This window comes from Ruminococcus sp. (genome assembly GCF_019423705.1).
In the GTDB taxonomy this organism is placed as follows: Bacteria; Bacillota; Clostridia; order Oscillospirales; family Ruminococcaceae; genus Hominimerdicola.
In genome coordinates this window covers 59,589-73,623 of the sequence record NZ_JAHZAX010000010.1, presented here as the reverse complement: position 1 = coordinate 73,623, position 14,035 = coordinate 59,589, and the positions used below count along the sequence as shown (strand labels likewise).

Here is a 14,035-nt window from a genome sequence, read left to right as displayed (position 1 = left end):
TTATGCCTCACTAATAATTATTTAATTATTTTCGGAACTTTCGGACTAGATAAACTATCTGCCATATGAGCATAAACGGCAGAACAGGCAGAATGGTAAACATAAGGCAAGTCCAGAACATAGCCCTAAAAAAAGCTTCCGTCCCGTAATACATTGAACATTCGCCCATAACAGGTCCTTCTTTATATCCTGCAAACATACTGTACAAGCTGTAAAGAAATATCAGCACTATGGGAGCAAATGAGATCAGAAACAGCACAAAGCTTATTTTTCTTTGTTTATAGCTCTGCAAAGACTCAGCATATCTTTTGTTTATCACTCTTTTTATCAGATAGGTCAGCAGCCACACCAACTGGTAAAGAACAGCAGCGGTGGGAATTATCCACAAAAGATCATCAAAAGCAGACCATACCCAGCGGCCAAACCACTCGGCGATGAACTTTTCCGCCAAATTTGAAAATGACTTATCCTCATAAGATCTTGCCAGCTCTGACACATAATTCACAGCTCCGATGGTATGACCAATGATACCGATGAAAACAAATGCTGCTGATATATACAGCGGTGTTTTTGAACGCTCAAACTTTGCCACAAGCACTACCCCCTGCTTACCGCATATCCGAACTTATTAAATCACTAAATCGCTAAATCACTTTATTACTTGATAGCAAAAGTTATCTCAGCCGAAACAGCCTTCTTGCCGTTTACAGAAGCAAGAGCCTTTCCAACGCCGATAGGACCTTTCACCTTGATGATCTCCACCTCGATGTCAAGCTTGTCCCCCGGCACTACCTGCTGACGGAACTTGCAGTTGTTTATTCCGCCGAAGAGACCGATCTTGCCCTTGTTCTCAGGCAGCGAAAGCAGCGCCACAGCGCCGGCCTGCGCACACATCTCGACCATAAGCACGCCCGGTGTTACAGGATAGTTCGGGAAATGTCCCTTGAACCAAAAGTCCTCAGCCTTTATGTACTTTGTCGCCTTTACACGCTTGCCGACTTCAAGCTCGTTTACCTCGTCGATAAGCAGAAAGGGGTCACGGTGAGGGATAATTTCCATTATCTGCTCTTTATTCAAAACAACTGCCATTGTCTTTCCTCCAAATCAATATCAATCTAACTATTAATCAAGTATCATTATGGTCTGATCGAACTCAACAGCGTCGCCGCTGTTTACGCATATCTCTCTTACCACGCCGTCAAATTCGCTCTGAACTTCGCTCATAACCTTCATCGACTCGATGATGAAGATAGTGTCGCCCTTCTTCACCTTGTCGCCAACGCTTACGAACGGCTTTGAGTCAGGTGATGGCGCAGCGTAGAATGTTCCCACGATAGGCGCTTTTACAGCCTTTCCGCTTGCCGCCGGAGCTGAAACAGCCGCAGCCTCAGGAGCGGAAGCCTGCGGAGCAGGTGCGCCGCCCATTGCCATTGGAACAGGCATACCCATAGGCGCAGGAGGCGGGCACTTTTTGCTCTTGACCGTGATGACCTTATCTCCGTCAGCTATGGTTATCTCGCCGAGATCTTTGTTCTTGACGATATCGGCAAGCTTTTCTATTGTTTCAAGGTCAAACTGACCGTAAATCTTTTCGCTCATATCAGTTTCTCCTTATCAGTCGCACTTCTTTATGCAGATAGTAGCATTGTGTCCGCCGAAGCCGAGAGAGTTTGAAAGCGCAGCGTAAACAGGCATTTCTCTGTTGCCCTCAACGCAGTAATCAAGGTCGCACTCTGGGTCTGGGGTGGTGAAGTTTATTGTCTTGTGTACAAAGTCGTTCTTTACCGAAAGGGCTGTAACGATAGCCTCAACGCCGCCTGCCGCACCAAGAAGGTGTCCGATCATCGACTTTGTTGAGTTGATAACAGTCTTTCTTGCAGCCTCTTCGCCAAGAGCGATCTTGACAGCAGTTGTCTCATACTTGTCGTTAAGGCCTGTTGAAGTGCCGTGAGCGTTGATGTAATTTACCTGCTCTGGCTTGAGACCAGCTTCTTCATAAGCATACTTCATAGCGTGTGCAGCAGCCTCGCCTGTTGGTGAAGGGCTTGTCATATGATAAGCGTCTCCTGTTGCGCCGTAGCCTGCTACTTCAGCGATGATGTTTGCGCCTCTTGCCTTTGCGTGCTCATATTCCTCAAGGCAAAGTATGCCAGCGCCCTCGCCGAGAACAAAGCCCTGTCTGTTGAGGTCGAAAGGAGTTGAAGCCTTGTCAAGCTCAGTTGCCTTTGAAAGAGCCTTCATATTGTTGAAGCCGCTGAGTGCAAAGTGTGAGATACAAGCTTCCGCACCGCCGCAGAGACAAACGTCAAGATATCCGTCCTTGATCTTTCTGAAAGCTTCGCCGATAGCGTGTGTCGCAGAAGCGCAAGCCGTTGTTGTGCAGTAGTTATCGCCCTTAAAGCCTGTCTGCATCGCAACAGTTCCGGCAGCCATATTGCCGATCATCATAGGGATAAAGAAAACGGATACCTTGTCAGGCTTCTCGTTGAACTTTGTTACTTCCTTCTCAGTCATATTAAGTCCGCCGATACCAACGCCGATTATAACGCCTGCCTTGAAAGGGTCAACATCCTTGAAGTCAGAGCCAGCCATTTCAATGGCCTGCTTAGAAGCGCACACAGCGAACTGTGTGAACCTGTCCATTCTCTTTGCTTCCTTCTTGTCTATATACTGTGTGCAGTCAAAATCCTTAACTGCGCCAACTATCTTAACAGGAAAGTTCTCAGTATCGAACTGATCTACATAAGAAAGGCCGTTCTTGTTAGCCTTGATGTTCTCCCAAAATTCCTCAACGCTCTTTCCGAGAGGATTTACTGTACCCATACCTGTTATTACAACTCGTCTCATTTAAACACTCCTTCATTTATTAACAATGATATTATTTCCACAGCGCATACCTAGCATATGACTTGTGTGGATAGCGGGCGAACGCTGTTCGCCCCTACATATTTTTATTTGAACACGGCGAATGACAAATTTCATTCGGTCAGCACTATCTTGCCCAGCGGCTCAAACGTCCCCCACACCGTAATGTACGGCGTAAAGTGCCCGCCACGGCGAGTGGCTACATCATCAAACCACCGCTGATCTCGATGACCTGTCCTGTAACGTAGCTTGCGTCCTTTGAAGCAAGGAATGATACCACGCCTGCGATCTCATCAACTTCGCCGTAACGCTTCATAGCGATCTGATTTATCATAGCCTGCTTCTGAGCGTCTGTGAGCTTGTCTGTCATTGGCGTCTTGATAAATCCGGGGGCAACAGCGTTGCAAGTGATACCTCTTGAACCAAGCTCCTTGGCAACTGTCTTTGTCATACCAACGATAGCAGCCTTTGTTGCGGAATAGTTCATCTGTCCCGGGTTGCCGTAAAGACCTGCCACGGAAGCAAGGTTTATTATCCTGCCGGACTTCTGTCTCATCATAACGTTGCCAACGAACTTTGACATATTGAATACGCTCTTCTGATTTACAGCAACTACCATATCGTACTGTTCCTCGCTCATACGAGCCATAAGGCCGTCACGAGTGATACCTGCATTGTTTACCAGCACGTCGATAGAGCCGAACCTAGCCTTGACAGCCTTTACAGTCTCCTCCACCTGTGAATAGTTTGAAACGTCGCAGATGAACTTTTCGCACTCAACGCCCTCTGCCTTGATCTTTTCCATAATATCGTTGTCCTCGAACATTGCCTCAGAGATATCGTTGAGAGCGATGTTGAAGCCGTCCTTCGCAAGTCTCAGCGCAATAGCTGCGCCAATGCCTCTTGCAGAACCTGTTATCAATGCTGTTGCCATTTTATTTTCCTCCGTTTTAATCGTTATAATTGTTATGATCGTTGTATTTGTATAGTTACTTGCTCAAAAGCTTTTCAGCCTGTGCAAACATTTCGTCGATCATATCCTTTGCAGGCTCGATCTTCGTTACCATTCCGGCGATAGCTCCGCAAAGGAACGAACCCTCGTCAAGGTTGCCGTCCTGAACAGCCTTTCTCAGCGAACCAAGTGTGATCTCTTCAAACTCCTCCGGAGTGATCGTGCCGTTAGCCTCGCCGCTTGCAAGCTTCTTTGAGAACTTTGTCTTAACGTTTCTGCAAGGGTGACCTGTGTATCTGCCTGTAACGATGCTGTCTGTGTCCTTTGCCTTTACAACGAGCTCTTTGTAAACAGGGTTGATCTGACATTCCTCAGCCGCAAGGAAACGTGTTCCAAGCTGAACGCCCTCTGCACCAAGCATAAATGAAGCCGCAATGCCTCTGCCGTCAGCGATTCCGCCTGCTGCGATAACAGGTATCTCAACAGCGTCAACGACCTGAGGAACAAGGCACATAGTTGTGTTCTCGCCAATGTGTCCGCCCGACTCTGTGCCCTCTGCGATAACAGCGTCAGCGCCGGCTCTCTCCATTCTCTTTGCAAGTGCAACGGAAGGAACGACAGGTATCACCTTTATGCCAGCCTCTTTCCAAGCGGCCATATACTTGCCAGGGTTGCCTGCGCCTGTTGTAACAACAGGAACGCCCTCTTCAACCACCAACTTCGCAAGATCATCAGCGTTAGGGCTCATAAGCATAATGTTTACGCCGAAAGGCTTGCCGTTTACAGCCGCCTTTGTCTGTCTGATCTGATCTCTCAGATAGTCGATAGGAGCAGAGCCGCCTGCGATTATGCCAAGTCCGCCGGCATTTGAAACAGCAGAAGCCAGCGTGTGCTCAGCTATCCAAGCCATACCGCCCTGAAAGATAGGGTACTTTATACCCAAAAGTTCTGTTATTCTTGTTTTTGTAGTAGTCATTTTTATTCGTCCTCCATCATCGCATTAAAATGTCGTCTGTATCTGCGTGGAATGTTTATTCCTACCATAAACCCGATCTGCTGCAAAACGTCCGATATCACAGCAAAACCGTCTTTATAAAACTGTTTTATCCTTCTCGCCCTATCAGATATATTCTTGTAATCGGGCGGACAAACGAACGTCCAGTCTGCACCGTCATCATCAAGAACTATCCTGAAAAACTTGTCGATGTCCTTATCTGAAAAGCCTGCCTTCATAAGCAGAATGTAATGCTCAACAGCCTCGTCGATGTGGCTCATTATAACAGTCTCGCCGTCAAATGAGATAAGCAAGAGCAAAGGCTCTTTTTCATCAATGGCGCTTTGAACTTCTTTTTCCGAAGGATACTTTATTATCTTCATTCTTTCACCTAAACAGTTTATTTAGATCAATACTCAAAAATAGCCGCACCGTAAGTAAGTCCGCCGCCGAAGCCAACGAGACAAACCTTGTCGCCCCTCTTAACCTTGCCGTCCGCAACAGCGTCGCAGAATGCGATCGGGATAGAAGCGGAAGAAGTGTTGCCATAGCGGTCGATGTATACAGGGAACTTGTCCATAGAAACGCCAAGGTGCTTTGCCGCCGTCTCGATAATTCTGTTGTTAGCCTGATGAGGTACGATCCAGTCAAGATCCTCAGGTGTGATACCTGCCTTTTCGCAAGCCTGCTCAACAGCGTTAGGAAGCGCCTTTGTAGCGAACTTGTATACCTCTCTGCCGTCCTGCTTGAAGAAATAATCCTTTGTCTCAGGCATATCCATATCAAATTCCTCAGTATTAGTTCTGAAAGCATTTTCAGACTTGAGGGCACGAGAAGCAAGATACTTTGCTCCGTTGCCGTCTGCGCCAAGAAAGCTTGAATATGTTGTATCCTCTGCTGTCTCGAGAACGAAAGCCGCAGCGCCGTCACCGAAAAGCACGCAGGAAGAACGATCTGTATAGTCAACGAACTTTGAAAGCTCCTCAGAAGCCACCAGCAGAACAGTCTTTATTCCGTCGCCGCTCTGAAGATATCTCTTTGCAGTATCAAAGCCGTAAACAAAGCCTGCGCAAGCAGCGTTAAGGTCAAATGCGATACAGCCGATAGCGCCGATCTCTCTCTGGATAAGGCAGGAAAGTGACGGTGTGAAAAAGTCGCCCGTTACTGTCGTTGCAATGATAAGGTCGATGTCCTCAGCCTTTACCCCTGCGTCAGCCATTGCGGCCTTTGCAGCCATTGCACCGAGATAATATGTAGGCTCGCCATTTGTGATGTGTCTCTGCTTTATGCCTGTTCTCTGAGTTATCCACTCGTCGCTGGTCTCAACGATCTTTGTGAAATCCTCGTTTGTCGCAACCATTTCGGGCACATATTTGCCAATGCCCTTGATCTTTACGCCTGTTACTTTACTTCCCACTTGATTTTTCCTCCTGAAAATTTCTATATTATATATTGTATCTTTGCGCAATTTGTGCTATAATGTTCTTGTCGTTAAAAATAATTAAAAACAAGTAAAAATATATTATACCAAATGTAATTAGTTAATTATTTAACTATATAACACATATCATAACATTATAATTATAAACTGTTTTTTTAGATACGTCAATAACAAATTATGAACAACTCTTGATGAATTTAAACATTTAGAGAATTTTTCACAAGTTTTAGGGCGTTATTTAATATTATGTGTCTATTTTTGAAAAACTCTTTCAAAAATTAAATGATAAAACTAATGATAACGTATTCAAAGCCATAAAATCGACATTGCGCCGAGGGGATACAAGTCCCGACGGCTGTATATATTATATAAAAATAACCTAAAGGAGTAAAATTTTATGTCAAAAAACATTTTCTTATTTTCGGGACAAGGCTCACAGTATGTAGGAATGGCTAAGGAGCTTTGCGAAAAGTATGAAAGCGCAAAGGCTGTTTTCGATACCGCTGAAAAGGTGCTGGGCTATGACCTTAAAGCTATCGCATTTGACGGCCCTGATACTGAACTCAACAAGACTATCCATTCACAGCCTGCAATAATGGCTTGTTCACTTGCCGCTTTTGAGGCTGCAAAGGCTGAGGGTATCACATTTGACGGCGTTGCAGGCCATTCTCTCGGCGAATATGCCGCAATGGTAGCCGCTGGGGTAGTTACAATCGAGGACGGCTTCAAGCTCATCAAGGCAAGAGCTGCCGCAATGCAGAAGGCCGCAGAGGCTAACAGCGGCTCGATGTACGCTATCATCGGCCTGCCTGCTGAGGAAGTCGAGAAGATCTGCGAGGAGACTGAGGGCTATGTAGTTCCTGTAAACTACAATTCCGCCGTTCAGACTGTTATCGCAGGCGACACAGCCGCTTGTGAAGCCGCTGCCGCAAAGTTTGCAGAAATGAAGAAAAAGGCTATCAAGCTCAACGTTGCTTCCGCTTTCCATTCAAAGCTTATGCAGTCCGCCGCAGACGAGTTTATCGAGACTGCAAAGACAGTAGAGTTCAAGGCAGCAAATGTTGATTTCTATTCAAACGTCCTCGGCACAAAGCTTGAAGATTTCTCCGATATGCCGAATATGCTTGCTAAGCACATCGTTTCACCTGTCAAGTTCACTTCCGAACTTGCTGAAATGGAAGCCGCAGGCTATGAGAACTTCATCGAGCTTGGCCCTAACAAGGTGCTCACAGGCCTTGTGAAAAAGACACTCAAGGGCAAGAACGCCGTTAATATCGAAAACGCTACCACAATGGAAAAAGCGCTGGCTTCTCTCGCAAAATAACAAAATAATAAGTAAAAGATAGGGGTAGAAAAATGGGGAAGAAACTTAAAAGAACTGTATGCGCTGTTTTAACAGCCGCAGCGCTCATCTGTATGACAAGTCTGACAGCCTGCGGAAAAAGTGCTTGGGATATAAAGGTCAATGGCAAGAGCATTGATATGCCCTGCAGCCTTGACGATATGGGCGACGGATATGATTACGACTTCGGCGCAGACTTTTCGGGCATTTCAGCGGGCGAAGATATGTTTTCAGTCGTGCTTATGCAGGACGATGATAACATCGGCACAGCAAGGGTGGAAGCAGACAGCAAAGATGATATCGACCGAAAATCGAAGATACATCAGCTCAGCATTGTAAAAAGTATGCTTGGCAAGGACGTTATAAGCGTTGCAGGCGTCAAATGCGGCGCTGACAAGTCGGAGGTCAAAAAAGCTTTCGGCGAGCCGGACGACCCGAATGCGACCATATGGAAATACGATAAAGACGGCTTCAAGGCAATGTTCTTTTTTGATACTGAGGGCAAGGTAACAATGCTCAGCATATCAGACGATAAATAACCGATCAAACAAATAAACGTGATAAAGGCGGTGCAAGAAAAGAAATGAAACGTAATGATTACATATCCTGGGACGAATATTTTATGGGCATATCCCTGCTTTCCGCACAGCGAAGCAAAGATGCAAACACCCAGGTAGGCGCCTGCATAGTATCGCAGGACAACAAGATCCTTTCCGTGGGCTATAACGGAATGCCCACAGGCTGCGCAGATGATGAAATGCCCTGGGAAAGAGACGGCGCATTTCTCGATACGAAGTATCCCTTTGTCTGCCACGCAGAGCTAAACGCAATATTGAACCACGCCGCAGGAAGTCTGCAAAACGCAAAGATATACGTTTCGCTTTTTCCCTGCAACGAGTGTGCAAAGGCAATTATCCAAAGCGGCATAAAAGAAGTCGTCTACTGGGAGGACAAATATGCCGACACAGACGGCGTAAAGGCTTCAAAAAAGATGTTTGAATACGCAGGCGTCAAAATGCGCCGCTATATCCCCACAAACCGTGAGATAACGATAAAACTGTAAATTATTATAATAAAGAAGGAATGTAAAATGTCAAGAAAATACGCTATTTTGGGAGAAACATTAAAGCACACGATGTCTCCGCCGATACACGCAAGGCTTTTCGAGCTTAAAAACCGTGAGTTCGAGTATGAGATACTTGAAGTGAAGCCCGAGGACTTGAAGGCGAAGTCGGAATATCTCAACACCCTCAACGGCTATAACATCACTATCCCCCACAAGATCGGCATTATCGACTATATCGACGAGCTTGACAAGTCCGCACAGCGTTATCACTCAGTAAACTGCGTTGACAACAAAGACGGCAAGCGTGTCGGATACAACACCGATTGTGACGGTTTTCTCAGAACAGTTCGTGCAATGAATATCGACTTCACAGGCAAGATACTTCTTATCGGCTGCGGCGGCGTTGGCAGAATGATGGCGATAGAAGCCGCACTTGCCGGTGCTGACCTTTACATCGCCGTGCTTGAAAGCGATATGCCCCTTGCGAAACAGGTGGAGAAAGAGATCAAGGCAATGAAGTCTGACGCAAGGATAACGATAGTTCTCAACACAGAGATACCGACGGATATCCACTACAATCTGCTTATGAACGCCTGCCCTGTTGGAATGTATCCAAAGGTAAACGCCTGCCCTGTTCCCGATGAAGTTATCGAAGCAAGCGGCGCAGTTTTCGATGTTATCTACAATCCTCGTGAGACCCAGCTTATGCAGAAAGCAAAGGCAATGGGCAAGAACGCAGTCGGCGGAATGGCAATGCTGGTATGGCAGGCAGTTTCCGCTCACGAGATATGGGACAATGACGAATACACCGACGAGGAAGTTCAGTCCATTATCGACGAAATGGAGATCGCAGTAGAAAAGGACTTTAAATAAGCTCTCTCTATTTAAAATGTAGGGGCGAACATTGTTCGCCCGTAAGACTGTCGACAAATAAAATACATTATACTATTATAATAAGGAACATAAATTATGAGACCAATATTTCTATGCGGCTTTATGGGCTGCGGAAAATCGACCGTGGGCAAGATACTGGCTAAGCGAATGGGCTGTGAATGCATCGACCTTGACAAATACATTGAGGACGAAGCAGGAATGAGCATACCCGAAATTTTCGAGAAGCAGGGCGAAGCGCATTTCAGGCAGCTTGAAACGGAAGCCCTTGCGGCGTTTGCGGACATTGGCGGCGTAGTGGCCACAGGCGGCGGAGCGCTGCTTTCCGAAGAGAACTGCGAAGTTGCGAAGCGTTCGGGAATGGTGGTATTTATTGACACATACTTTGCCACCTGTTACGACCGCATAAAGGACGACCCCAACAGGCCTATTGCATACAACAGCACGAAAGAGCAGCTTTTAGAGCGTTACAACTACCGCAGGCCGCTTTACGAGGCGCACTCGCACTACACCATAAGCGGTGGATATCCGCCGTTAGTGATTGCAGCGAAGATACAGAAGCTTTACAAGCGGTTGGGGAAATAAGTTTTTCAGATTTTTATGCTGTAAAAGTTATCAAAACAGCCTAAAAGCAACGGGCGAACGCTGTTCGCCCCTACAATTATCAAACTAAATACTTATCAGATCGGGTAGCATTTGCTGCCCGATTTTTATCCATCGCCAACGGCGATTCCTTCATTCCTCATTCCTCATTCCTCACTTAACAGGGGTTGCTTTTTTCATAGAAGTATGCTATAATACAGTTAATTTGTTTTTTATCAACTATTCTAAAGGAAATTTACTATGAACAAAATTCTCATCCTCGCTTTCCTCTTCTTCTCCGGCTGCGTTATCGGCTGGGGTATCGAAGTCGTCTACCGCCGCTTCCAACCCAGCAATAAAGCCCGAAAATGGATAAACCCCGGCTTCCTTATAGGTCCATATCTTCCACTTTATGGCTTCGGCTTATGTACCCTCTATCTCCTAGCAGGTCTGGAAAAATACATCCACGTCTCCAGCCCTGCCCTGCAAAAAACGCTCCTCTTCATCGTTATGTCGATCGCTATGACCCTCATTGAGCTCATTGCAGGCGAAATTTTCATCATCCGTATGCACGTCAAGCTTTGGGACTACACCGACAATAAATTCAACTACAAAGGCATAATTTGCCCACTGTTCTCGTTCTTTTGGGCGCTGCTGGGTGCTGTATATTATTTTCTTATCCACCCCTATATCCTCGACGCCCTCCAATGGCTCGCCAATAACCTTGCATTCTCGTTCTTTATCGGCTTCTTTTATGGCGTTTTCGCTATCGACCTTTGCTATTCCCTCAAAGTTGCCGAGAAGATCAAAGTCTTCGCCGAAGAGAACAATATGGTCATTCGCTACGAGGAATTTAAACGCCACATTCGTGAAAGCGCAGAAGAGCGCAAGGAAAAATACCGCTTTATGCTGGCTTTCAATTCCAGCGGTGCGACCCTTTCCGAGCATTTGAAAAAATATCTCGACAAACAGAAAGAAGCCCAGCGCCTTAACAAGCTCAACGACTTCATCTCACGCAAACGCAAAAAATAACAAAAGCGCTGTATCCGCAATATCACGGGTACAGCGTTTATTTATATATATTGTTTATATTGTTATTGCATTTTTCGCAGAATGTTCCACGTGGAACATTTGTTTTATTCGACCATTGCAGAAGCAAGCTCTTCAAGAGCCTTTTCGGAAGTCTCGTTAAGTGCTGAGCGGATCGTTACAACAGGCTCAGCGATAGTAACGTTCTTGAAATTCTCTACATAGCCTTTCATAACTCTTGCAGCTGTCGGCGCCCAAGAGCCGTTTTCAACAAGGCCTATCTTTCTGTTCTGATAGTTCTTTGACTTGAGGTGCATAAGGAAATCCTCCATAACAGGGAAAACTCCGCCGTCGTAAGAGCTTGCCATAAGCACTATCCTGTCGTATCTGAAAGCGTCCTCAACATTTTCTGCCATATCGCTTCTTGAAAGATCGCTGACAACGACATTTTCTGCGCCCTTTGCCTTGAGCATTTCGGCAAACTTTTCAGCCGCCTTTGCAGTATTGCCGTGGATAGAAGCATATGCAACGAACACACCCTTGCTCTCAGGCTGATAGCTTGACCAAGTGTTGTAAAGTCCGAGATAATAGCCGAGATTTTCCTTGAGCAGCGGACCGTGGAGCGGCAAGATCATATTGATATCCAGCGCAGAAGCCTTTTTCAGCAAAGCCTGCACCTGCGCACCATATTTGCCTACGATATTGAAATAGTAACGTCTTGCCTCGCAGGCCCAGTCGTCGTCGATATCAAGGGCGCCGAACTTTCCAAAACCGTCGGCAGAGAACAGCAGCTTTTCGCTCTGCTCATATGTTACCATAACCTCAGGCCAATGAACCATTGGCGCCATAATAAACTGCAAAGTGTGCTTGCCAAGCTCGAGAGTATCGCCTTCCTTGACGATAACGGAACGGCTGTCAAGGTCATCAAGGACAAAGAACTGCTTCATCATCGGGAAAGTTTTTGCATTGCCCACGATCTTCATTTCTGGGTACTTGTCGGCAAGCTTTTTGATATTGCCTGCGTGGTCTGGCTCCATATGCTGAACAACGAGATAATCGGGCTTTCTGCCGTTCAGAGCCTTTTCGAGATTATCGAACCAAACGTCGGTAACTCTCGGGTCGGCGGTATCCATAACGGCGATCTTGTCGTCAAGGATAACATATGAGTTGTATGAAACGCCCTTCGGCACTATGTACTGGCTTTCAAAAAGGTCTATATCGTGGTCGTCAGCGCCGATATAGATAACATCATCAGAAATTTTTACGTCTTTCATTTTATCTACCTCCGTCTATCGTACACTAAATTGATACACTATCATTTTATCACATACAAAAAAGTTTGTCAAGGTCAACAACATAAAAAATGCCGCAAATGCTGTCTGCTATAAAAAAGTGCAACACCGCAATGCGGCATTGCACCATATCAGTTATAAACTACATATAGCTCTTGAACTCGTCGTTCTCTTTTCTGATACCCTCGATCTCAGCGTTCACCTTGCTGATAAGGATATCAGCCTGCTCCTTTTCGGCATTGAGAGCCTTTGCCTTTTCCTGAAGCTTGACGATCTCGTCATAGATCTCCGTAGCCTGCTTGCCAAGCTCGAGAGACTTAGCCTCAGCCTCGGCTGTGCTTGCCTTGAGCTCCTCGATCTTCTTATTATTGAGCTCGATCTGCTCCTGCGCAAACATACGCATTTTTTCCATTGGACTCATACCCATATCGCTGTTCTCCTCATTATTATTTTCAACAGTCTCGGCTGCGCTAACAGCCTCGTCAGCCTGTTTTTCAAGTTCGTCAGCCTTTGCGATCTCCTCCTCGATAGAAGGCATTGTTGACTCGGGGGCAGGTGTTACGACCATATCCTCGTCAAGGCTTATCGGCTCGATAGAAGGCATTTCAGCCTCTTCCATCGCTTCTGTCTCAGGCATAAGTGAAACGGACTCCATCTCAACCTTTTCGGCTCTTTCAGCCTTTTGGTTCTCTTCCTCGATGATCTCGGGCGTTACAAGATGAACTGTGTTCTCAGCCTTATCATCGGCAGGAGCAACGGGAGCGGAAACAGGCGCAGTCACAGGCTCGTCGATACCGGTCGCATACATATTGCTGTTTCTCTTAGCGATACCGTTTGCAAGGCTTGCAGCCAGCGGGTCGGTTATAACAGGAGCTTCCTCCTTGACAGGTTCTTTCGGTTCGGTATTTTTCGGACCTTTATATGTATTCATTCTCTTGAAATGTTCATCCATACAGCCCTGTACGGCCTTAATATCCTCGGGGTCTTTATTAAAGAAGCCTGCGATCTCGCCAACACTCCTGCCCTTTTGCAGCATTGAAGCGATAGCAGCAACGCTGTGATCCACAAATCCGTCGTCGTCCATAGCAAGGTTTACAGTCACCTTAGAAGCAGCCTGCGCAGCACCTTCCTGCTTTACGCCCTTCTTTCTGCCGAAAAGCTCGCTCATCGACATATTGAGCACGCTCTTCTTAGGCTTATCGCCCTCGCCTGCGCCCTCTCTCTCGGGCTGAACGAAACTAGCGTAATCGGGAAAATGCTTCTCCAAAATTCTCGGGACGTTATCCTTAGGCATTTCCATTTCCTTTGCGATCTCGGGAATAGAAAAGCCTTCCTTATACAAGCGCACGATCTTATCGCTTATGCTTTCATTTTTCTTTGCCAAAGCCGATCAATCCTTTCATAAATCCTCATATGCAGGGGACAAAAAATAGGCGGCGCACACATTCGCCGTCAAAGCAATGCACAAAATGCACATATATGAAAATTATATGACGCTGTTCATTACATATACCCCAACAACACTATGTATATTATACAACATAAACCTATTCGTGTCAATATAAAATATGCAATTTCTCT

16 protein-coding genes are annotated in these 14,035 nt (G+C 46.1%); 6 read left to right on the top strand and 10 right to left on the bottom strand.

Annotated features, from left to right (window positions below; all coding sequences use genetic code 11):
• Positions 1 to 25: 25 nt before the first annotated feature.
• The 8 genes from QZ371_RS09415 to QZ371_RS09380 form a co-directional block, all read right to left on the bottom strand.
• On the bottom strand, positions 26 to 592 hold the full coding sequence (locus QZ371_RS09415) for a hypothetical protein (RefSeq protein WP_295211919.1): 567 nt from the start codon (positions 590 to 592) through the stop codon (positions 26 to 28).
• Between the two features lie 65 nt (positions 593 to 657).
• Positions 658 to 1,089 carry a 3-hydroxyacyl-ACP dehydratase FabZ gene (gene fabZ / locus QZ371_RS09410; RefSeq protein WP_022288125.1) on the bottom strand — a complete coding sequence of 144 codons (432 nt, stop codon included), beginning with the start codon at positions 1,087 to 1,089 and terminating at the stop codon, positions 658 to 660.
• 33 nt (positions 1,090 to 1,122) lie between these two features.
• Entirely contained in the window at positions 1,123 to 1,599 is a 477-nt protein-coding gene (gene accB, locus QZ371_RS09405; protein WP_295211916.1) for an acetyl-CoA carboxylase biotin carboxyl carrier protein, read from the bottom strand.
• 15 nt (positions 1,600 to 1,614) lie between these two features.
• Positions 1,615 to 2,847, bottom strand: coding sequence for a beta-ketoacyl-ACP synthase II (fabF, locus tag QZ371_RS09400; protein ID WP_295211914.1), 1,233 nt, complete (start codon positions 2,845 to 2,847; stop codon positions 1,615 to 1,617).
• Positions 2,848 to 3,064: 217 nt separating this feature from the next.
• Positions 3,065 to 3,799, bottom strand: coding sequence for a 3-oxoacyl-[acyl-carrier-protein] reductase (gene fabG / locus QZ371_RS09395; RefSeq protein ID WP_295211913.1), 735 nt, complete (start codon positions 3,797 to 3,799; stop codon positions 3,065 to 3,067).
• Positions 3,800 to 3,854: 55 nt separating this feature from the next.
• Complete coding sequence (gene fabK / locus QZ371_RS09390) at positions 3,855 to 4,793, bottom strand: enoyl-[acyl-carrier-protein] reductase FabK (protein ID WP_295211912.1); 939 nt, start codon at positions 4,791 to 4,793, stop codon at positions 3,855 to 3,857.
• A gap of 2 nt (positions 4,794 to 4,795) precedes the next feature.
• Positions 4,796 to 5,194 carry a hypothetical protein gene (locus QZ371_RS09385; protein ID WP_295211910.1) on the bottom strand — a complete coding sequence of 133 codons (399 nt, stop codon included), beginning with the start codon at positions 5,192 to 5,194 and terminating at the stop codon, positions 4,796 to 4,798.
• 26 nt (positions 5,195 to 5,220) lie between these two features.
• Entirely contained in the window at positions 5,221 to 6,228 is a 1,008-nt protein-coding gene (locus tag QZ371_RS09380; protein ID WP_295211908.1) for a beta-ketoacyl-ACP synthase III, read from the bottom strand.
• 421 nt (positions 6,229 to 6,649) lie between these two features.
• Between QZ371_RS09380 and fabD the strand changes: the two genes are divergently transcribed.
• The 6 genes from fabD to QZ371_RS09350 all read left to right on the top strand — a co-directional run bounded on the left by fabD (position 6,650) and on the right by QZ371_RS09350 (position 11,165).
• A complete protein-coding gene (gene fabD, locus QZ371_RS09375) occupies positions 6,650 to 7,576 on the top strand; it encodes an ACP S-malonyltransferase (RefSeq protein WP_295211906.1) in 927 nt (308 codons plus the stop codon).
• Between the two features lie 32 nt (positions 7,577 to 7,608).
• Entirely contained in the window at positions 7,609 to 8,133 is a 525-nt protein-coding gene (locus QZ371_RS09370; RefSeq protein WP_295211904.1) for a hypothetical protein, read from the top strand.
• 44 nt (positions 8,134 to 8,177) lie between these two features.
• A complete protein-coding gene (locus tag QZ371_RS09365; RefSeq protein WP_295211902.1) occupies positions 8,178 to 8,657 on the top strand; it encodes a dCMP deaminase family protein in 480 nt (159 codons plus the stop codon).
• A gap of 27 nt (positions 8,658 to 8,684) precedes the next feature.
• On the top strand, positions 8,685 to 9,533 hold the full coding sequence (locus QZ371_RS09360) for a shikimate dehydrogenase (protein ID WP_295211900.1): 849 nt from the start codon (positions 8,685 to 8,687) through the stop codon (positions 9,531 to 9,533).
• Between the two features lie 96 nt (positions 9,534 to 9,629).
• Positions 9,630 to 10,136 carry a shikimate kinase gene (locus QZ371_RS09355; RefSeq protein ID WP_295211898.1) on the top strand — a complete coding sequence of 169 codons (507 nt, stop codon included), beginning with the start codon at positions 9,630 to 9,632 and terminating at the stop codon, positions 10,134 to 10,136.
• A 258-nt stretch (positions 10,137 to 10,394) separates the two neighbouring features.
• A complete protein-coding gene (locus QZ371_RS09350; RefSeq protein ID WP_295211896.1) occupies positions 10,395 to 11,165 on the top strand; it encodes a putative ABC transporter permease in 771 nt (256 codons plus the stop codon).
• A gap of 104 nt (positions 11,166 to 11,269) precedes the next feature.
• Here the strand turns inward: QZ371_RS09350 and QZ371_RS09345 are convergent, their stop codons facing one another.
• Positions 11,270 to 12,436 carry an FprA family A-type flavoprotein gene (locus tag QZ371_RS09345; protein WP_295211894.1) on the bottom strand — a complete coding sequence of 389 codons (1,167 nt, stop codon included), beginning with the start codon at positions 12,434 to 12,436 and terminating at the stop codon, positions 11,270 to 11,272.
• A 160-nt stretch (positions 12,437 to 12,596) separates the two neighbouring features.
• Positions 12,597 to 13,838, bottom strand: a complete 1,242-nt coding sequence (locus QZ371_RS09340) for a hypothetical protein (protein WP_295211892.1) — start codon at positions 13,836 to 13,838, stop codon at positions 12,597 to 12,599.
• Positions 13,839 to 14,035: the final 197 nt, after the last annotated feature.

Excerpts from the sequence above, each read along its gene's own strand:
- fabZ (WP_022288125.1), bottom strand. The coding sequence starts at position 1,089 with ATGGCAGTTGTTTTGAATAAAGAGCAGATAATGGAAATTATCCCTCAC.
- accB (WP_295211916.1), bottom strand. The coding sequence starts at position 1,599 with ATGAGCGAAAAGATTTACGGTCAGTTTGACCTTGAAACAATAGAAAAG.
- fabF (WP_295211914.1), bottom strand. The coding sequence starts at position 2,847 with ATGAGACGAGTTGTAATAACAGGTATGGGTACAGTAAATCCTCTCGGA.
- fabG (WP_295211913.1), bottom strand. The coding sequence starts at position 3,799 with ATGGCAACAGCATTGATAACAGGTTCTGCAAGAGGCATTGGCGCAGCT.
- fabK (WP_295211912.1), bottom strand. The coding sequence starts at position 4,793 with ATGACTACTACAAAAACAAGAATAACAGAACTTTTGGGTATAAAGTAC.
- QZ371_RS09385 (WP_295211910.1), bottom strand. The coding sequence starts at position 5,194 with ATGAAGATAATAAAGTATCCTTCGGAAAAAGAAGTTCAAAGCGCCATT.
- fabD (WP_295211906.1), top strand. The coding sequence starts at position 6,650 with ATGTCAAAAAACATTTTCTTATTTTCGGGACAAGGCTCACAGTATGTA.
- QZ371_RS09370 (WP_295211904.1), top strand. The coding sequence starts at position 7,609 with ATGGGGAAGAAACTTAAAAGAACTGTATGCGCTGTTTTAACAGCCGCA.
- QZ371_RS09365 (WP_295211902.1), top strand. The coding sequence starts at position 8,178 with ATGAAACGTAATGATTACATATCCTGGGACGAATATTTTATGGGCATA.
- QZ371_RS09360 (WP_295211900.1), top strand. The coding sequence starts at position 8,685 with ATGTCAAGAAAATACGCTATTTTGGGAGAAACATTAAAGCACACGATG.
- QZ371_RS09355 (WP_295211898.1), top strand. The coding sequence starts at position 9,630 with ATGAGACCAATATTTCTATGCGGCTTTATGGGCTGCGGAAAATCGACC.
- QZ371_RS09350 (WP_295211896.1), top strand. The coding sequence starts at position 10,395 with ATGAACAAAATTCTCATCCTCGCTTTCCTCTTCTTCTCCGGCTGCGTT.
- QZ371_RS09345 (WP_295211894.1), bottom strand. The coding sequence starts at position 12,436 with ATGAAAGACGTAAAAATTTCTGATGATGTTATCTATATCGGCGCTGAC.